At 33.0% G+C, this 18,242-nt stretch carries 14 protein-coding genes and 2 pseudogenes; 11 read left to right on the top strand and 5 right to left on the bottom strand.

Annotation, left to right across the window (positions count from 1 at the left end):
• Positions 1-31 precede the first annotated feature (31 nt).
• From hblB to AAG068_RS29965, 7 genes and pseudogenes are all read left to right on the top strand, one after another.
• A complete protein-coding gene (hblB, locus tag AAG068_RS15290; protein WP_001968418.1) occupies positions 32-1,159 on the top strand; it encodes a hemolytic enterotoxin HBL binding subunit HblB in 1,128 nt (375 codons plus the stop codon).
• Between the two features lie 375 nt (positions 1,160-1,534).
• Positions 1,535-2,935, top strand: a complete 1,401-nt coding sequence (gene hblA, locus AAG068_RS15285) for a hemolytic enterotoxin HBL binding subunit HblA (protein WP_157409962.1) — start codon at positions 1,535-1,537, stop codon at positions 2,933-2,935.
• Positions 2,936-3,618: 683 nt separating this feature from the next.
• Positions 3,619-6,024, top strand: coding sequence for a PAS domain S-box protein (locus AAG068_RS15280; protein WP_166688398.1), 2,406 nt, complete (start codon positions 3,619-3,621; stop codon positions 6,022-6,024).
• A gap of 366 nt (positions 6,025-6,390) precedes the next feature.
• Complete coding sequence (locus AAG068_RS15275) at positions 6,391-7,890, top strand: spore germination protein (protein ID WP_048527806.1); 1,500 nt, start codon at positions 6,391-6,393, stop codon at positions 7,888-7,890.
• 20 nt (positions 7,891-7,910) lie between these two features.
• Positions 7,911-8,993, top strand: a complete 1,083-nt coding sequence (locus AAG068_RS15270) for a GerAB/ArcD/ProY family transporter (RefSeq protein ID WP_042511077.1) — start codon at positions 7,911-7,913, stop codon at positions 8,991-8,993.
• A 2-nt stretch (positions 8,994-8,995) separates the two neighbouring features.
• Complete coding sequence (locus AAG068_RS15265) at positions 8,996-10,075, top strand: Ger(x)C family spore germination protein (protein ID WP_088316584.1); 1,080 nt, start codon at positions 8,996-8,998, stop codon at positions 10,073-10,075.
• A 211-nt stretch (positions 10,076-10,286) separates the two neighbouring features.
• Positions 10,287-10,461, top strand: a pseudogene (locus AAG068_RS29965) (nucleotide excision repair endonuclease); the annotation flags it as partial.
• A 175-nt stretch (positions 10,462-10,636) separates the two neighbouring features.
• On the opposite strand, the gene AAG068_RS15255 reads toward AAG068_RS29965, so the two are convergent.
• The 3 genes and pseudogenes from AAG068_RS15255 to ansR form a co-directional block, all read right to left on the bottom strand.
• Positions 10,637-11,008, bottom strand: a complete 372-nt coding sequence (locus AAG068_RS15255) for a DUF1304 domain-containing protein (RefSeq protein ID WP_088081149.1) — start codon at positions 11,006-11,008, stop codon at positions 10,637-10,639.
• Between the two features lie 39 nt (positions 11,009-11,047).
• Positions 11,048-11,287, bottom strand: a pseudogene (locus AAG068_RS15250) (nitroreductase family protein); the annotation flags it as partial.
• A 176-nt stretch (positions 11,288-11,463) separates the two neighbouring features.
• Complete coding sequence (gene ansR / locus AAG068_RS15245) at positions 11,464-11,841, bottom strand: HTH-type transcriptional regulator AnsR (protein ID WP_048527800.1); 378 nt, start codon at positions 11,839-11,841, stop codon at positions 11,464-11,466.
• 185 nt (positions 11,842-12,026) lie between these two features.
• Between ansR and ansA the strand changes: the two genes are divergently transcribed.
• Positions 12,027-13,031 carry an asparaginase gene (ansA, locus tag AAG068_RS15240; protein WP_144611835.1) on the top strand — a complete coding sequence of 335 codons (1,005 nt, stop codon included), beginning with the start codon at positions 12,027-12,029 and terminating at the stop codon, positions 13,029-13,031.
• Positions 13,032-13,084: 53 nt separating this feature from the next.
• A complete protein-coding gene (gene aspA, locus AAG068_RS15235) occupies positions 13,085-14,515 on the top strand; it encodes an aspartate ammonia-lyase (RefSeq protein WP_048527796.1) in 1,431 nt (476 codons plus the stop codon).
• A gap of 244 nt (positions 14,516-14,759) precedes the next feature.
• On the opposite strand, the gene AAG068_RS15230 is transcribed toward aspA, so the two are convergent.
• Both AAG068_RS15230 and AAG068_RS15225 read right to left on the bottom strand, forming a co-directional pair.
• Positions 14,760-15,614: a manganese catalase family protein gene (locus AAG068_RS15230; RefSeq protein ID WP_342714889.1), complete on the bottom strand. Its 855-nt coding sequence runs from the start codon at positions 15,612-15,614 to the stop codon at positions 14,760-14,762.
• Positions 15,615-15,848: 234 nt separating this feature from the next.
• Complete coding sequence (locus tag AAG068_RS15225; RefSeq protein WP_342714888.1) at positions 15,849-16,982, bottom strand: zinc-dependent alcohol dehydrogenase; 1,134 nt, start codon at positions 16,980-16,982, stop codon at positions 15,849-15,851.
• Positions 16,983-17,211: 229 nt separating this feature from the next.
• Here AAG068_RS15225 and sasP point away from each other — a divergent pair, with 229 nt between their 5' ends.
• Both sasP and AAG068_RS15215 read left to right on the top strand, forming a co-directional pair.
• On the top strand, positions 17,212-17,424 hold the full coding sequence (gene sasP / locus AAG068_RS15220; RefSeq protein ID WP_000002837.1) for a small acid-soluble spore protein, SasP family: 213 nt from the start codon (positions 17,212-17,214) through the stop codon (positions 17,422-17,424).
• A 294-nt stretch (positions 17,425-17,718) separates the two neighbouring features.
• A complete protein-coding gene (locus AAG068_RS15215) occupies positions 17,719-18,234 on the top strand; it encodes a DUF3231 family protein (RefSeq protein WP_000512139.1) in 516 nt (171 codons plus the stop codon).
• The last annotated feature ends 8 nt before the right edge of the window (positions 18,235-18,242 follow it).

Here is an 18,242-nt window from a genome sequence, read left to right as displayed (position 1 = left end):
AAATTTAAAACCTAAATTGGAGGAAAATGAAATGATAAAAAAAATCCCTTACAAATTACTCGCTGTATCGACGCTATTAACTATTACAACTGCTAATGTAGTTTCACCAGTAACAACTTTTGCAAGTGAAATTGAACAAACGAACAATGAAGATACAGCTCTTTCTGCAAATGAAGCGAGAATGAAAGAGACCTTGCAAAAGGCTGGATTATTTGCAAAATCTATGAATGCCTATTCTTATATGTTAATTAAAAATCCGGATGTGAATTTTGAGGGAATTACCATTAATGGATATGTAGATTTACCTGGTAGAATCGTACAAGATCAAAAGAATGCAAGAGCACATGCTGTTACTTGGGATACGAAAGTAAAAAAACAGCTTTTAGATACATTGAATGGTATTGTTGAATACGATACAACATTTGACAATTATTATGAAACAATGGTAGAGGCGATTAATACAGGGGATGGAGAAACTTTAAAAGAAGGGATTACAGATTTGCGAGGTGAAATTCAACAAAATCAAAAGTATGCACAACAACTAATAGAAGAATTAACTAAATTAAGAGACTCTATTGGACACGATGTTAGAGCATTTGGAAGTAATAAAGAGCTCTTGCAGTCAATTTTAAAAAATCAAGGTGCAGATGTTGATGCCGATCAAAAGCGTCTAGAAGAAGTATTAGGATCAGTAAACTATTATAAACAATTAGAATCTGATGGGTTTAATGTAATGAAGGGTGCTATTTTGGGTCTACCAATAATTGGCGGTATCATAGTGGGAGTAGCAAGAGATAATTTAGGTAAGTTAGAGCCTTTATTAGCAGAATTACGTCAGACCGTGGATTATAAAGTAACCTTAAATCGTGTAGTTGGAGTTGCTTACAGTAATATTAATGAAATGCACAAGGCGCTTGATGATGCTATTAACGCTCTTACTTATATGTCCACGCAGTGGCATGATTTAGATTCTCAATATTCGGGCGTTCTAGGGCATATTGAGAATGCAGCTCAAAAAGCCGATCAAAATAAATTTAAATTCTTAAAACCTAATTTAAATGCAGCGAAAGACAGTTGGAAAACATTACGAACAGATGCTGTTACATTAAAAGAAGGAATAAAGGAATTAAAAGTGGAAACTGTTACTCCACAAAAATAGGGAAATATTAATTCTGTTGTAAAGTGAACTAAAACATAGAAAGTCTATGATTACACTGTTAAACAGAAAAGTAATAATTAATAAATCCTTATATAACAGAAAGGCGGAGTCTCATTAAAGACTTCGCCTTTCAATTATATATAAGTATGATTCGAATAAAAAATAACCTTGTAGTTTAATTGCTTTTTTAAAATTTGCAACAGAATTGGTTAATTTGAAGCAGATGATATACATTTTCTTTAATACTTAATGATTTGAAGGCTGCTAAAGAAAGTTCAAACGATACTGATAAAAGATGTAGAACTCATTTTGAAAGACATCGCTTTTTAATAAGATTAGAACTTGAAACCATACCTTATATAGGAGGAATACGAAATGATGAAAAAAATTCCTAATAAACTACTCGCTGTATCAGCGTTTTTAACTATAACAACTACTTATGCAGTCATACCACTAGAAACTTTTGCAATTGAAATTGAACAAACGAACACTGAAAATATGTCTCTTTCAGCAAATGAAGAACAGATGAAAAAAGCTTTGCAAGATGCTGGTTTATTTGCAAAAGCTATGAATGAATATTCTTATTTGCTAATTAATAATCCAGATGTGAGTTTTGAAGGAATAACTATTAATGGAAATGCAGATTTACCTAGTAAAATTGTACAAGATCAAAAGAATGCAAGAGCACATGCTGTTACATGGAATACACAAGTAAAAAAACAGCTTTTTGATACATTGACAGGCATTATAGAATACGATACAAAATTTGAAAATTATTATGAAACATTAGTAGAGGCGATCAATACTGGAAATGGAGATACTTTAAAAAAAGGGATTACAGATTTACAGGGAGGAATTCAACAAAATCAAAACTCTGCAAAAGCATTAATAGAAGAATTAATTCAATTAAAAAATGCTATTGGAGAAGATGTTAGAACATTTGGAAGTCATAAAGAGACATTGCAATCGATTTTAAAAAACCAAGGTGCTGATGTGGAGGCTGACCAAAAGCGTCTAGAGGACCTTTTAGGACAAGTAAAATATCAGAAAGACATAGAATCTAAGGGGTTAGACATGGTGAAAATCCCCTTTATTCCAACCTTGATTGCTGGTGGCATAATGATAGGTGATGCAAGAGGTAAGTTAGGTTGGCTAGAACCTGAATTAGCAAAATTGCGTCAGACTGTAGATTATAAAATAACATTGAATCGTGTAGTTGGAGTTGCATTTCATAATATTAGTGATATGCATAGTATGCTTGATAGTGCTATCACTGCTCTTACTTATATGTCTACGCAATGGGAGGATTTAGATTCTCAATATTCGGGTGTACTGGGACATATTGATAAAGCTGATCAAAAAGCTGATCAAAATAAATATAAATTCTTAACCCCTAGCTTGAATGCAGCGAAAAACAGTTGGAAAACATTAAAAACAGATGTTGTCACTTTGCAAGAAGGGATAAAAATTGCAGAGAAAAAAGAACAGGATTTTTTGAATCAGCTTCGTCCATCAAACGTTTTCTACTTTTATAAAAAAATTCATAACGCATACACTTTTGAAATAAAGACTGGAACAAATGCGCCAAATGCGTCTTATAAAGTTATGAATTTAACTAAAAACACTGTTCATAATATGTGGAGTGGAGGGGCTAATACTAACATGTGGGCTGATTGGCTTTCATTCAATCCAAATGATGAATTTGCGATAGTAGCAGTAGTGGATGGTAAAGAATATGTTGTGTATAAAGACAAAGTACAAAATATAATGAACTGAATCTGAAAAGTAACGAAGTAATTGGAGCTGGACAATAAACTAGACACCAAGTTAATTGAAAAATTGCAATGGCATATATCTCCTTATGTCCTAGAATACTTAGCTAAAGAAAAAGTAAATATTGAACCAAGGAGTTAGTTGCATTATGTGGATGGTTTTACCGAAAGGTTTCAAGTACATCACTCATACTCATACAATTATGTAGTTATCCTGAAGCATCTACAGGTGTTCTTATGGACCCTGAAGAACTACTTCGCTTCCTAAGTGCAGTAATTTTATGCAAAATTAAGTGAATGTTTTTGTACATAGATTAGTTGACATTGATATAGGCTTTTTCCATTTTTAAAGACAGTTTTGTTTTTTTGTGTTATGTTTCAAAAATTACAGATGAAATTTCTATATTCATGAACTCAGCATATAATCATTGTTTGATGAAATGACATACCACGTCCCTTAGAGTTTCAGACATATTACGATAACTTAAAGAAAAAAGATAATAGTAGTCAACGGTTACTATTATCTTTTTTGAACTATTTTTCATTAAAATATCTCATCTGCTGTGCTCCTTATTTACTTTTCTAGATTTTATCCTAGTTTAAAATTTATGCATTTGAACTGTTTATACAGTTTGTAGGATTTTTAGTTTTTTTGTCGAATACACTTAATGCAAGGAGGGACATTACATGATTATTAAAGATTATTTCATCAACCTTTCTATTTTTTCTTTATTAGTTAGCGCAGCAATATTTATCCAAGTGTTTACAATTAATTCTAGTCGATATTTTGAAAAGCTCTATGGAGGGATTATTGCAGTTACGTTAATGTTCTTTTCTTTTCCATACATGGGATTTTCCTACGATCTTCGAGTTGTTCCTCTTATTCTATCTTTTATTTACTTTGGTCGTATTGCTGGTTGGATTACGTTAATTAGCATAATTGTAATGCGTATCTTTTACACTGGAGGGTACTGGGAACCTCCTGTGATTGCTTATTTAGGTATGGGGATTCTATTTTCTACCTTTAAAACTTATTTTAAAAAACTACATCCTTTTAAAAGTGCATCGTTATATTTTTCTGTTTTTATTGGAATAAAGTGGTTAGTTGGCGTATTATTTAATACTACATTACTTTACACAGGAGGCCTATTATATATAGCGTTAGGACTTTTAATTGGGCTATTTCTTATGGAAGCCTACCAGAGATTGTATTATTTAACACGGGACTTATCTAAAATGAATCGAGAATTAAAAAAATCGAAGCAAGAACTTGCAGATACCGTACATGAGCTTCAAGGAGGAATTTTTAAATTTAAAAAAGTGGGTAAGCACTTTATACACACTTTATGTGATGGACAGTTTTATTATCAAAACGGATTTTATTCTGAACAGGTGGTAGGAAAAAGCTTACGTACTATTGATGCTTCTATTGTTCCTCCACATTTAGTTCCACAATTGATGAAGTACTATCTTCAGGCATGGGAAGGAAAAGAAATTATATTTGAATTACCTTGGCCAAATGATAAAACTATTATTCTTATTGCGCTTAGGCCGATTAAACGAAATGGACAAGTTATTGAAGTTGTTGGTTCTACAGTTGATATAACTGAAAGGAAAAAGGTAGAATCAGAATTAAGCGCTACCAAAGAATTGTTGGAATCATTTATAAAGCACAATCTAGATGCTATTACCATTTCTGATCGAGAAGGGTATATTTTACAAGCGAATAAAGCTTATGAAAAGATATTTGGTTGGTCATCACAAGAAATCATAGGTAAGAGATTACCTTGTGTACCAGATTTTTTAATGGAAGAATCACTTAAAAATATTCAGAAAATTCTAACAGGAGAATCTGTGGTTACTAGATTAGAAACTGTTAGACAACGTAACGATGGGAGTCTTCTTGATGTCAGTCTGACAGTTTCTCCTATATTAGATGTAAGAGGAAATGTGATAGCTTTATCAGCAATATGTAGAGACATCTCTGAAAGGAAACAAGCAGAAAGAGAACGGCATCGATTACACCAGCAATTAAGAGATAGTGAAATGAAATACCGTGCACTAATCGAACAAGCAACTGATGCCGTATATGTAGTAGAGCTGAATGAAGAGAATGCTCCAAGTCGATTTATTGAGGTAAACCCTGTTGGGTGTAGAAGATTTGGATATAGTAGAGAAGAGTTGCTCTCATTATCATTTTCAAATATAGTACCACAAGATTCTCAAATGATCGTAAGGTTATTAGAAAAAATTAAAAAGGGACAAACTTCCTTCACTTTGCAAGATGAATATGTTTTTCCAACAGGAAAAGTAATAACAACTGAGTTTAGTGTTCGTGTTTTTAACTTAAATGGTAAAAAAGTTTTCCTAAGTATTTCTCGTGATATCACTGAACGGCTAAAAACAGAAGAATTATTGCGAAAATCTGAAAAACTTGCTGTTGTAGGACAATTAGCGACTGTAATGGCTCATGAGATTAATAATCCATTAACTGCAATGAAAGGGTTCATGCAATTACTAAAATCAACGGAAAATGAGAATAATCAGGGTTATATTAATATAGTATCATCAGAGATTGAGCGTATAGAGAGCATTACAACTGAATTTATGGCGGTAGCCAAACCACAGGTGGTAAAAATACAACCTAATGATATTAGTGTGCTAATGGATCAAGTTTTAATGCTACTACAACCTCAAGCAATGATGAATAATATAAAATTTAGAATCGATCTTAACCCTGGTATTCCATTGATTTCATGTGAAGGAAATCAATTAAAACAAGTATTTGTTAATATATTAAAAAATGCAATTGAATCTATGCCGATGGGAGGGGAAATTCTCATTCAATTAAATATACTTGATAATAATCAATTAAGCATTCGTTTTATCGATCAAGGGTGTGGGATTCCAAAAGAACGTATACCATATCTCGGAGAACCTTTTTATAGTATTAAAGAAGAGGGGATTGGCTTAGGGTTAATGATCTGTTATAAAATCATTGAAACACATCAGGGAAAGATATTTATTGAGAGTGAAGTGAATAAGGGAACTACAGTTGAAGTCACTCTTCCTATTTGTACACTTCAAAATTAATATATTCTTTTACTGAAATTTTTTAAGAAACCATACAGAATGTAATGCTAATGTTACTTAATGAAATAGTAAAGAGAAGAACACTGGTAAATGTACCCTATAGAATAGACACTTGAAAAAGCTTGTTATAAAAACATCCTTTCTTTAGAACCAAAAGAAAGGATGTTTTTAATATCGTAATTCTGATTGAAAATATTTCTAATATTTACTTGTAATACATTTTTTAACTAATTTTGGTTAAATTATTTTCAAAGGCGTTATTATTAATTCAATAAGTATACTTACATATCACCATCCCTAATTTTAAAAATAGCAATTTCCTGAAAACTATATATAGTTTCTTTCTGAAAGGAAGGGTATTATCAATTGAAACCACATGAAAGAATATCTGTTTACTCTATAGAATCTTTGCAGGATTTAATGAAATTACTAAAAAAATCTAAAGATTTTATAACGTTGGAAATTGCTTCTAATAATTCCTCTATAGTCATTTCATATTTTAGAACATTAATCGATGTAAATATATTTCATGAAGAGGTTTTGACTTATATAAAAGAGAAGAACTTCGATTCGTTACAAGATATTCAGTCTGTCTTACCCTTTGAGAATTCAAAAATAACAAATCAAATGGAAGATATTCAGGATAGTATTTTAAATGGCTATATACTTATTCAGTTTGATACAGATACATTAAATTGTTTGTTAGTAAATGTGTCAAAGAAAGAAAAAAGGGATATTACAAAAGCTGAAATTGAATACAATATTGTGGGTCCGCAAATCGCATTTGTCGAAGATTTAGATGTGAATTTAAATTTGGTACGTAGAAAGCTTCCAACACCTTATTTACAAATGAAGGAATTGAAAGTAGGCGCGCTCTCTAACACAACTGTTGCAATTGTATTTATTGAGGGAATTGTAAATGATCAAAATCTACAAGAAATTATAAAACGGGTAAGCCAAATAAAAACAGACCATGTTTTGGATAGTACTTATTTGATTCAGTTAATTGCAGACAACCCGAATTCTATATTCCCTCAATTTTTGAATACAGAACGTCCTGACCGTGTAGCAGCTGTATTAGCAGAAGGGAAAATTGCACTTTTTGTAGATGGCTCGCCTTATGCTATCACTCTTCCAACAACATTAATTGACTTTTTTTCTACGACAGAAGATTATACCATGCCTTGGATTATGGCCTCATTTTTTCGACTGTTAAGGATTTTTGCTTTTATCTTTTCTGTTTTAACGACTCCATTATATGTTGCGATCTTAACATATCATTATGAGCTAATTCCAAAAGAACTTCTTGAAACGTTGATCATATCGAGAAGTAAAGTACCTTTTCCTCCAGTCATTGAAGCACTTTTTTTAGAAATAACGATTGAATTACTGAGAGAAGCGGGGACACGTTTACCAACTAAAGTGGGTCTAACTGTCGGTATAGTAGGGGGTATTGTTATTGGACAAGCATCGGTAGAGGCAAGTCTTACAAGTAACGTACTTATTATCATTGTTGCACTTTCAGCTCTTAGTTCATTTACAGCACCAATATATCGAATTGGTAATACAATTCGAGTAATTCGTTTTCCTTTTATAATAGCTGCACACCTGTTGGGCTTATTAGGAATTGTTTTAACAAGTTCTTTACTTTTAGCACGCCTATTACGTACAGAATCATTAAGACGTCCTTATTTGTTCCCTTTTTATCCTACACGCCCTACAGATTGGAAAGACAGCATTATACGTATGCCAATCTCAGCGATGTTCCGACGTCCTATTTTTTCAAGGTCTAAACAGCGTTTTCGTTTTAATCCAGAAGAGGTAGAGAAAAATAAAATCAAATCACGAAATGATTTTGATGATTGAAATTAACAGGGAGGAGCATTATGAAACAGGTCCCAATTGAGTATCAAGTCTCTCCATTTATGGTATTTTTTTTAATTATTACTATACAGATGGGGGTTGGTATGCTTGGTTTTGAAAGGATTAGTGCAAAATTAGTTGGAAATGATGCGTGGATAAGTACGCTACTTTTTGGAATATCTGTTAATCTTATGATTTGGATCATATATCAGATTTTAAATCAGGGTAATGGAGATATCATTGCAATCAATCAAAACGTGTTTGGGAAATGGATTGGTGGAATGTTCAACTTCATTTTTTTATCTTATATTGTATTGTTAGGTGCAACAACACTACATACTTATATCGAAGTAGTACATGTTTGGATGTTTCCTTCCATTTCATCTTGGATTATAGCAGGGGCTTTTTTGGGTCTATGTTATTACATTGTTACTGGAGGATTTCGGGTAGTTGCCGGAATCGGCTTCTTTGGAATCGTTATCCCAAGCATTCTAATCTTCACATTTTTTTATCCTTTGCAGTATGCAGATTTTCAAAATTTATTTCCAATTGCACAGCATTCATTCCTAGAAATTATGAAAGGAATGAAAGGAAATATGTTTAGTTTTTTTGGATTTGAAATGTTATTGCTGTACTACCCATTTATTAAAAAGGCAAGAACGTCTCAAAAATATGCGCACTATGCAAATTTAGTAACGACTATTGTCTACACATACCTTATGATTTTAACTCTCGCGTTTTTTAGTGAAAAACAACTAGCGAGCGCGATATGGGCATATTTAAGCATGATTAAAATTATACAATTTCCCTTTATAGAGCGGTTTGAATACATTATTGTTTCTGTTTGGGCTTTTTTTATATTACCTAACGTTTCCTTTACATTGTGGGGAGTAAGTCGTGGTATAAAAGAGGCGCTGGGAATAAAGCAAAAATATGTTTTGCCAGTTATCATCGTATTCATCTTCGTTTTATCATTTTTCTTGAATAACCGTAATAAAATTAACTTATTAAATACTTGGACAGGTCAAATTGGCTTTATGTATATATATGTATACTTACCTGTACTATGGCTAATTCAAACCGCCAAAATAAAGTTAAGGAGATAAACATGAAGCGATGGTTACTTTTCATTATAGTAAGTGTCTTCTTAATAGGTTGTGCTAAAACGAAAATTGTGGATGACATTGACTTAGTTCAAGTTGCGGCATATGATACCGAAGCAAAAGGTAAGCTAAAAGGAACCTTTGCGATTTCAGCTTATAAAGGAGGCGGAGAAGGTGAAACGAAAATCTATTCAGCATCAGGCCAGACTGGTAGAGAAGTTCTTGCAAGAGCATCCGAAAAATCTTCTGGACCTCTAGAGTTGGGGCAATTGCGTGTGATTATATTTAATGAAAAAATAATTGAAAAGGGAATGCAGGAAATTTTAGAGACTTTGAACCGAAATCCTAGTGTAGGAAATGCAATTTATTTAGCAATTACAAATGTAAAAGGGGAATCACTATTGAAGGGGAACTATTCTAAAGAAAAAGAAATTGCTTCCTATTTATCCTCTTTACTTGAGCAAAATATGGACAATGGAACGCAACCAAAAACAAATTTTTTTATGTTTTTAAATCAACTTAATGATGATGCGAGAGATTCTTATTTACCGATGATATCTAAAAAAGGTAACGTGTTGGAGTTAGATGGAATAGCACTTTTTAAAAGATGTAAAATGGTTGATAAAGTGAACCCTAAAGATTTATTTGTATTTAAATTGTTGACAGATAATTTTAAACAAGGTACATACCAATTCAAACTACCTGGTTCTTCAAACACGTACGCCACGATAGAGAATATAAAGGCTAGAACAAAATATAAAATGGCGGGAAATAGTAAGCATCCATTTGTAAATGCTCATATTCAAGTTAAAGCTGAAATTCAAGAATTTACAAAAACAAAAAATCTAGATAATCCTAAAGAAATAAAAAAATTAGAAAAAATTATGGAAACAGAAATAGAAAAAAAAGCAACTACATTGATAAAGAGATTTATTAAAAAAGGCACAGATCCTATAGGACTTAGAAAGCTTGGTAGAACTCACGTAAGAAAATGGAACAGTCAAGAATGGGAAGAATCCTATAAACAGTTACGTTTTCGTGTAACAGCTGATGTAAAAGTAACCCAATCTGGTGTTACAGAATAAATAAATCAAATAAGATGTGGAAAATTTTAATAAAAAATAGAATCTTGCAGGAGATTAGGGAGAAGAGAAACGATTAACAAAGCATTTCATAAACATTAAGATGCTTTGTTAATCGTTTTTATACCTGTAGCTTTATCACTTACAGTAACCATATTAGCATTCCGTGACGCATAATTTCATAATCTACACCAATTCTAAAGGTTACACTTACACCTTGTTACAAGTAATTTATATGATTAAATATAAAACAGTATTAAATAAAGAAGTTCAAAAAGAATTCCCAGAGTTATATACTCAATTCATTAAGCTGACAAATAAAAAATCCATGTTATTAGAATTGATGAAGCTAAAGAAAAAGGGAGGAGTTAAAGGATAAATTAGTAAAATGAGTGGGTTAAAAAACTATGTTTTATGACATAATTCTTGTTTGAAATCTGTTATACCTCCAAATTCTTTCGATACAGAAATAGACATATAAAAACGCCATCCTTTCCTATGGATCTTCAGAAAGAATAGCGTGTTTTTTTCAAAAATGAGTTCTTTTATTGAAATTCTCTTTTTCTATATGACAGATAAAAGGGCAAGCAGCGCTAAAATGGCAGGAAGTCCTTGTTTCACGATAATTGATTTATTGGATGTGAAACCTCCGAAAATAGCTGCTACCACTACACAAATGACGAAAAATAATTGAACCATATAACCAATGTGATTGTTTCCAAGTATAAGTCCCCAAATGAGGCCAGCTGCTAAAAATCCATTATATAAACCTTGATTTGCAAACATAATGGCTACGTTTCGATCTCCTTCTAAATGCTTCGGCAATTTGAAAGCGCGTTTTGCTACTTTTGAATTAATAAAAAACATTTCGAGAATCATGATAAATAAATGCTCTAATGCTACGATTCCTACTAAAATAGCTGTGATGATTTCCATACTATTCTGCCTCCTTTAGTATTTAATATAAGTTTTATGCTATTTCCATTTTGCAGTTCTCTCAACAGGGAGACGATATGTAGCATATCCTTCGTTGGTTATTTTATCAATAGATAGAATTATAACTGATACATAGCGCTCTTTTTCCAATCCAAAGAATGTATTGTTATTTTCTTTGTCATGCTCTCTGATTGGAGTGGAATCATATTTATGTGCAAGTGCTGTCAGCATGAACTGCATAGAGAGAAGTACTAGATCAATCAGTATAGTTCCGCGATTTTTCTTGATATGGAAGTTTTTAAGAAGAATATTTTGTATATACAAAATATTAAAATATAATTTATAAATATAAAGTTAATAAAATAAATTCGGATTAATCCTATATATACCGTTTACAAATTAGTTGTCTAAGTATTTTTAGTTTAAAGAGTGTAGTGTCTTCGTTTTTTATTGAATCAACTTTTACATGTTGGTTTAATATTTTCTATTCTCTTGGAACTTAGTTCTCGTTTACTTCTCACAAAAGCAATAAAATCAATTATCTCTTCTGTTGAAAGTGCTTCTCCATCTATTAAAAGTGTTGGATCTGGATCGTTTAGGAGTCTTGTAATATCAATTACATCTTTGTTTTGATGTGAATGTTCAATTCGACCTAATATATAATCTACAGACGTATCAAATAAATCTGCTATTTTAGATAAAGATTGTAATGAAGGTAATCTATAACCATTTTCATAACCAGCATAGGTGCTTTTCGCAATCCCAAGTCGATCTGCTGTCTCTTGTAAGGACCATTTTTGATTTTTTCTTAATTTAGATAAACGTTCCAGCATTCGTCTCATACCCCATCTAATTTTATTAAATTAATTATAACATAGAAAAAGAATCAAGAATAGAAAAAAAAGTACGCGTATTGAATACAAAATCTTGATTAATTCAAATTAAGTTCTATAATGATAAATATAAATACGCATTACGCGAACGATATATCGTTGTTTATTTTATGGAGGGGTTGTGTATGAAGAAAATTTTATTACTTGCAACTGGTGGGACAATTGCATCTGTGGAGGGGAATGAAGGGCTTGTTCCAGGATTGTCCGCTGAGGAATTATTGAATTATTTTTCGAAGTCGTCTCGAAACTTAGAAATAGATTGCAAAATCTTACTGAATATTGATAGTACCAATATGCAACCTGAGCATTGGAAAGAAATAGCTAATGCTGTTTTTAATCACTATGATGACTATGACGGGTTTGTGATTACACATGGAACGGATACGTTAGCTTATACATCTTCTGCGTTATCTTATATGCTTCAAGGTTTAAGAAAACCAGTTGTTTTAACAGGCTCACAGGTGCCTATTAGTTTTAAAAAGACAGACGCAAAGAAAAATGTAGCTGATGCTCTTAGATTTGCCTGTGAGGATGTTGGCGGTGTGTTTATTGTTTTTGATAGTAGGGTGATTATTGGGACGAGAGCAGTTAAAATGCGAACAAAAAGTTATGATGCATTTGAAAGTGTGAATTATCCATATGTTGCTGAGGTAAATGAAGATGAAGTGAAATATCATTGGAAGCCAACGTCCTCCCATAATGAACTTTCAATAAATACTAATTTATGTACGGATGTTTTTCTTATGAAATTGTATCCAGGTACAAAGCCAGAGATATTTGATTGTTTAAAAGATTTGTATAAAGGGGTTATTATTGAAAGTTTTGGTAACGGTGGATTACCTTTTGAAGGAAGGAACTTGCTTTCGAAAATTCAAGAGTTGACTGAAATGGGGATTGCTGTAGTGATTACTACTCAATGCCTGGAAGAAGGAGAAGACATACTTCTCTATGAAGTAGGACGGAAAGTGGCGCAACATCAAGTAATATTGTCTGGAGATATGAATACGGAAGCCATCATAGCAAAATTGATGTGGACGCTTGGAAAAACTAATAAATTAGAAGAGATTAAAAAAATTATTGAAGAGCCTTTAGCCTACGATTTAACAATAAAGTCTGATAAGGATTGGTAATGACTTCATATGATTTATTTAGGTTTTACATTTAATATGGGAGAGAAATTAAAATGTCAATGACAAACAAGAACATGCGAGTGGAGAAGGATTTTTTGGGAGCAAAGGAATTACCTATTAAGGCATATTACGGAATTCAAACTTTACGCGCTGTTGAAAATTTCCCGATTACAGGGTACAAAATTCATGAAAGTTTAATTAGGGCGTTCGCAGTTGTAAAAAAAGCAGCAGCGCTTGCGAATACAGATGTAGGAAGATTGGAATTGAACAAGGGCGGCGCGATTGCAGAAGCAGCTCAAGAAATTCTTGATGGAAAATGGCACGATCATTTCATCGTAGATCCAATCCAAGGCGGAGCAGGTACTTCAATGAACATGAATGCAAATGAAGTCATGGCTAATCGTGCTCTTGAATTATTAGGAATGGAAAAGGGAGACTATCATTATATTAGTCCAAATAGTCATGTGAACATGGCGCAATCAACAAACGATGCATTCCCAACGGCGATTCATATCGCAACATTAAACGCATTAGAAGGTTTATTACAAACGATGGGTTATATGCATGATGTATTTGAATTAAAAGCAGAACAGTTTGACCATGTTATTAAAATGGGTCGTACACATTTACAAGATGCTGTGCCAATCCGTCTTGGACAAGAATTTAAAGCATACTCTCGCGTACTTGAACGTGATATGAAACGAATTCAACAATCGCGTCAACATTTATATGAAGTAAATATGGGGGCAACTGCAGTGGGTACAGGCTTAAATGCAGATCCAGAATACATTGAAGCAGTTGTAAAACATTTAGCTGCAATTAGTGAATTACCGCTTGTTGGTGCAGAAGATTTAGTAGATGCGACGCAAAATACGGATGCTTATACTGAAGTATCTGCAGCACTGAAAGTATGTATGATGAATATGTCTAAAATTGCGAATGACCTTCGCTTAATGGCATCAGGTCCACGTGTTGGTTTAGCAGAAATTATGTTACCAGCTCGTCAACCAGGTTCATCTATTATGCCAGGGAAAGTAAATCCTGTTATGCCAGAAGTAATTAATCAAATTGCGTTCCAAGTCATTGGTAACGACCATACAATTTGCCTTGCTTCAGAAGCAGGACAATTAGAATTAAACGTTATGGAACCAGTACTTGTTTTCAACTTACTTCAATCAATTAGCATTATGAATAACGGTTTCCGTGCCTTTACAGATAATTGCTTAAAAGGAATTGAAGCGAATGAAGATCGCTTAAAAGAGTATGTTGAGAAGAGTGTAGGAATTATTACAGCCGTGAACCCTCATATCGGTTATGAAGCAGCAGCTCGCGTTGCGAAAGAAGCAATCGCGACAGGGCAATCCGTTCGAGAACTTTGTGTGAAAAATGGTGTACTGTCACAAGAAGACTTAGAACTAATTCTAGACCCATTTGAAATGACACACCCAGGGATTGCAGGAGCAACTCTTTTAAAGAAAAATTAAAAGAAGAGGAGGGATAAGTCCTTCCTCTTTTTTACAATATAGGGATGCTATATGTAAATAGACGTAGGAAGATTATAAGTAAACAGTGGCGTCTAATGGTTCATAGAAACAAAATTAAGAGGAGCAGAAATATGATCAACATCACTTGATTTATTAAAACATCTTATCATATTAACAACAAGCTTACATGAATCTTTATAAAGAACTATGGCCAACCATGAATAAATAGTTGGCCATAATGATCTTAAAGATCCATATCTTTTAATCCAGGGCTATGCTCATTTGGCATTTCAGGAAGTTCTGGTACAGGAAAACCTTTTGGCGGTTCCATTACTGTTAATGTTCCTTTGTTTCTACTTGGGGATTCACCTTGGAATATTTCTCCCATTCTTGTTGGATCTAAGCTGAAATTAAATTGTGCATTATGGAATCCCATGTCTACATATTTTCTACACTCTGGATATTTATTAATATCATAGTTCGGCACAGGGAAGAGTTTTCCCCATTCAACTCCTAATGTCTCTAAAGCTTTTGCAAAAGCATTTTGATGTGCATTATCACGTACAATTAAAAATGCAAGAGTTTCTCTAAATGTTTGATTAGAACTCATTTCATAAATTCTAGTCTTTTGAAGTACGCCTGTAGATTCAAGTACGACATTATCTAGTAAATCGCTAATTAAGTTTCCATGACTATATACCCAAGATCCATTCCACGGATTTCCAGCTGCATCAACAGGCAATGAACTTTGAGCACCTACAATAAAGTGGTGAGGGTTTGCATGTTTAACCGCTTCATCAAGCGGTGCTTTGTCAATACCAGCATTTCCTGGCGTAGGTTCACCAGATCCAGTTAGTAGCTGATTAATTGTATGTTGTACAAGTTCTACATGGCTTATTTCCTCTAAAAAAACACCTCGAAGTAAATCGCGATATTGCTTCTCTTTACCTCTAAAATTTGAGCTTTGGAAGAAATATTGCATCATTGTACGCATTTCCCCATAATGCCCGCCTAATATTTCTTGTAAAACTTTTGCAGCAGCTGGGTCTGGTTTATCCGGCTTAATCATATTAATTATTTCCTCTTTATAATAAAACATGAAATACACCTCTTTTTAAGTTAGTTAACATTGTTATCGTGTCCGTTAATTGGTTGCTTAATACTTTAATTCATTTTTTTACCAATAAATTGTTGCCTTAAAATGCAAAGTCTTTTGAAATAACTCTTTTCGATGTGAGATGAAAGTGGGGGATAGCTACTTAGCATGTAATAAAAAAAGATAAGATTACGGAGTGCAATCTTACCTTTTCATAAAGAATAACAAATTGTATCTTCAAGGTTTCAAAATGACTTTTATACAATCATCTTCACGATTATTGAAAATTTGATAACCGTAACTTGCTTCTTCGAGGGGGATTTTGTGTGTAATAATCTCCTTTGGATTGAATTCTTTATTTGTTATTTTTTCAAATAGTTCTGGCATAAAATGAATAACAGGTGCTTGTCCCATTTTTAGGTTAATATTTCTAACCCAAAATGCCCCAAGTGGGAATGCATTATAATTCCCACCATAAACCCCAGTCATTTGAACCGTTCCGTATTTTCTTACAGCTTTCGTAGCAATTTGAATAGGACCGAGAGTTCCACCTTGTAATTTCAATTTTTGTTCTAGAAATTCTAGTGGTGATTTTTTTCCATCCATGCCCACGCAATCAATGACTACATCAGCACCGCCATGTGTGATTTCCTTTAAATGTTCTCCCATATCAGGAAATTTTGTAAACTCAAGTACCTCAACATTGTTAATCCTTTTTGCATAATTTATTCGATAATCTAAGTAATCGACTGCGATTACGCGCTTAGCTCCTTGCATCCAAGCGAATTTTTGTGTCATTAATCCAACAGGTCCACAACCTAGAACGATAACAGTATCACCTGGCTTAACACCTGCGTTTATTACACTCCAATAGGCTGTTGGCAAAACATCGGATAAAAACAGTAGGGATTCATCTTCAAGTTCGCATGATTCTGGTATAACAAATGGAGTGAAATTTCCAAAAGGAACTTTTAAATATTCTGCTTGTCCACCTGGATGGTTACCAAATTTCTCTGTATAACCAAAGTATCCACCAGAATCATAATGAGGATTAGAGTTATCACATTGGCTTTCCATTTCATGTTGGCAATAAAAACAATGTCCACAAGCAACGTTAAAGGGAATAACAACGCGATCTCCTTTTTTTACTTTAGTAACATCTGGACCAACTTCTTCAACAATGCCCATTGGCTCATGACCAATAATGTACCCTTGGGGTAACGGCATGTTTCCTTGATATAAATGTAAATCAGAACCGCAAATAGCGGTTGAAGTTATTTTTACAATAATATCATCTTTTTTCTCTAACTTTGCATCATCAACTTGTTTAACTTGTACTTGGTTTGGTCCTTGGTAGGTTACAGCTTTCATCTCATATCTCCTTAGGAATCATTTTTCATAATTTATATGTATCTCTTGGCAAAATAGAAATCTATACATAATGTTGTTATGAAAGTACGTTATAGCAACTCTTCTTTCTTATGTCTTTTTCTCTATTTTAAGAAGAAACTCAATATTTATTCACAATCTAATTTCCATAAAAAGGATAATTATTATTTCATAATTTGTAGCATATTAAAAACATCGGAGGTGAAAGAATATGGCAAACAATAACAGTGGAAGTCGTAATGAATTGTTAGTTCGAGGCGCTGAGAATGCAATTGATCAAATGAAATATGAAATTGCACAAGAGTTTGGTGTACAACTTGGTGCAGATACAACAGCTCGTTCAAATGGATCTGTTGGTGGTGAAATCACAAAACGTTTAGTAGCAATGGCTGAACAACAACTTGGTGGTAGAGCTAACCGCTAAGTAAATTGAAATACAATATAGCAAATATGTAAATCAATTTCTTTTGTATATGTATAAAAATAAAAACCCTTATAGTAAATGGATTCTCACTCAAAGATTATCGATAATTTTCTTTCATAATCTTTGAGTATTTAATTTGTAAACTACTTTCCTAAACAATAAACACGTAGTGTTGGAAAGGTGTTTTCCATGCATAGTAGAAAATCTTTCGCAGGAAAAAGCATACTTAAAAATTTGATTTCAATATTGAAATCAATATTGATTATGATATTTTCGAAAGGGAGGAATTTAAAAATGGGTATTTTAAGTGGAAACCCTCAAAATGAACCGTTACATTACGGAGAAGTATTTGATATTTGGAGTTATCTTCTAGCCGCACAAGGTGGAATCGCAAGCCATCAAGTATTTATGAATCACACAGGTGACGAAGATTTGAAGAAGTTTTTAGAAAGCTTAATTGAAAATGATATGAATTCAGAAATAGAAGAGTTAAAAACTCTTTTAAAGGTTAATGGCGTAGCTTTACCGCCTGCTCCTCCAGAACGACCAGTTGCATCTATCGAAGACATTCCTCCAGGAGCGCGTATTAATGATGCTGAAATAGCAGCAGCTGTTTCTACAGGATTAGCAGCTGGACTTGTGACATGTAGTCAAGTGATGGGAAAATGTCTTCGAGAAGATGTAGGGATGCTATTTGGACAATTTCATATGAAAAAAGCGCAAGCAGGTGTAACGTTACTGCGTTTAAGTAAGAAAAAAGGGTGGGTAGTTCCACCTCCATTACATGTGAAAAACTCTGATCAAGCTTAATAAACAAA

Source organism: Bacillus paramycoides, assembly GCF_038971285.1.
Classification (GTDB): Bacteria; Bacillota; Bacilli; order Bacillales; family Bacillaceae_G; genus Bacillus_A.
Note: the sequence above shows the minus strand (reverse complement) of the source record. Positions and strands in the feature narration are given on the sequence as shown.

What these genes read in the sequence shown, in the direction of transcription:
- AAG068_RS15270 (WP_042511077.1), top strand. Translation starts at nt 7,911, where the DNA reads ATGAAACAGGTCCCAATTGAGTATCAAGTCTCTCCATTTATGGTATTT.
- AAG068_RS15215 (WP_000512139.1), top strand. Translation starts at nt 17,719, where the DNA reads ATGGGTATTTTAAGTGGAAACCCTCAAAATGAACCGTTACATTACGGA.
- ansR (WP_048527800.1), bottom strand. Translation starts at nt 11,841, where the DNA reads ATGCTGGAACGTTTATCTAAATTAAGAAAAAATCAAAAATGGTCCTTA.
- AAG068_RS15265 (WP_088316584.1), top strand. Translation starts at nt 8,996, where the DNA reads ATGAAGCGATGGTTACTTTTCATTATAGTAAGTGTCTTCTTAATAGGT.
- AAG068_RS15255 (WP_088081149.1), bottom strand. Translation starts at nt 11,008, where the DNA reads ATGGAAATCATCACAGCTATTTTAGTAGGAATCGTAGCATTAGAGCAT.
- AAG068_RS15230 (WP_342714889.1), bottom strand. Translation starts at nt 15,614, where the DNA reads ATGTTTTATTATAAAGAGGAAATAATTAATATGATTAAGCCGGATAAA.
- hblB (WP_001968418.1), top strand. Translation starts at nt 32, where the DNA reads ATGATAAAAAAAATCCCTTACAAATTACTCGCTGTATCGACGCTATTA.
- ansA (WP_144611835.1), top strand. Translation starts at nt 12,027, where the DNA reads ATGAAGAAAATTTTATTACTTGCAACTGGTGGGACAATTGCATCTGTG.
- AAG068_RS15280 (WP_166688398.1), top strand. Translation starts at nt 3,619, where the DNA reads ATGATTATTAAAGATTATTTCATCAACCTTTCTATTTTTTCTTTATTA.
- aspA (WP_048527796.1), top strand. Translation starts at nt 13,085, where the DNA reads ATGTCAATGACAAACAAGAACATGCGAGTGGAGAAGGATTTTTTGGGA.
- hblA (WP_157409962.1), top strand. Translation starts at nt 1,535, where the DNA reads ATGATGAAAAAAATTCCTAATAAACTACTCGCTGTATCAGCGTTTTTA.
- AAG068_RS15225 (WP_342714888.1), bottom strand. Translation starts at nt 16,982, where the DNA reads ATGAAAGCTGTAACCTACCAAGGACCAAACCAAGTACAAGTTAAACAA.
- sasP (WP_000002837.1), top strand. Translation starts at nt 17,212, where the DNA reads ATGGCAAACAATAACAGTGGAAGTCGTAATGAATTGTTAGTTCGAGGC.